Source organism: Bradyrhizobium cytisi, assembly GCF_008123515.1.
GTDB classification, from domain to species: domain Bacteria; phylum Pseudomonadota; class Alphaproteobacteria; order Rhizobiales; family Xanthobacteraceae; genus Bradyrhizobium; species Bradyrhizobium cytisi.
Window position 1 is genome coordinate 1 of the sequence record NZ_VSSR01000101.1, and the last position, 1,066, is coordinate 1,066.

At 58.8% G+C, this 1,066-nt stretch carries 1 protein-coding gene; it reads left to right on the top strand.

Features of this window, described 5'->3' with window-relative positions; all coding sequences use genetic code 11:
- Positions 1-1,054: IS630 family transposase (locus tag FXB38_RS39830; protein ID WP_148756356.1), on the top strand; the 1,054-nt coding region annotated here is incomplete at its 5' end.
- Between the last annotated feature and the right edge of the window lie 12 nt (positions 1,055-1,066).

The following is a 1,066-nucleotide window of genomic DNA, read 5'->3' on the forward strand; positions in this document are numbered from 1 at the left end:
AGCAAGAGAAGTCCACCTTTCGAGGAAAGATCGCAAGGTGCTTGAGGCGTGTTGTCGCTCACCGGTGACATTGCAGCGCGATTTGAAGCGGGCGCGGATAGTCCTGTTGGCGGCGGATGGGCGCAGCACCCGGTCGATCGCGAAGGAAGTTGGGGTGCAACCGCGGATTGTCAGCCTTTGGCGGCATCGCTATGCCGACCAAGGCCTTGAAGGGCTGCAAGATAAGCCGCGGCCCGGCAAGCAGCCGATCTATACCAAGACGACCGACAAGCGGATTCTGAAGCTGTTGGATAAGCCGCCCCCGCAAGGGTTTGCGCGCTGGACCGGCCCTCTGCTGGCCGAGGCGCTGGGCGATGTTGACGTCCAATATGTCTGGCGGTTCCTGCGCAGCCACAAGATTGACCTCGCGGCCCGCAAGTCCTGGTGTGAGAGCAGCGACCCGAACTTTACGGCCAAAGCCGCCGATGTCGTTGGCCTTTACGTCGCCCCGCCGGCGAAGGCTATTGTGCTATGCGTGGACGAGAAGCCATCGATCCAGGCTTTGGAGCGAGCGCAGGGCTATCTGAAGTTGCCCAATGGCCGCGCCTTGACCGGCCAGAGCCACGATTACAAACGGCATGGCACCACAACATTATTTGCGGCGCTCGAAGTCGCCACCGGAAAGATCATCGCTACGCATTCAAAACGCCGTCGCCGTGTCGAGTTTCTCGATTTCATGAACAGCCTCACCGCGGCCTTTCCGGACCGAAAGCTTCACGTCATCCTGGACAACCTCAACACCCACAAGAAGAATGAGGACTGGCTCAAGGCCCATCCCAACGTGCAATTCCATTTCACGCCGACCAGTGCGTCCTGGCTCAATCAGGTCGAGGTATGGTTCTCAATCTTGCAGGGCCAGTCGCTCAGCGGCTCCTCCTTCACAAGCCTCAAGCAGCTTGAGGAGCACATCGATGCCTACGTCAACGCCTACAACGACAAAGCCGAGCCCTTTGTCTGGACCAAGAAAAAGGTCCGTCAACGCCGTTTCAAAGGCCGCCGTATCACTCAGCTCTGATTCCGGATACTA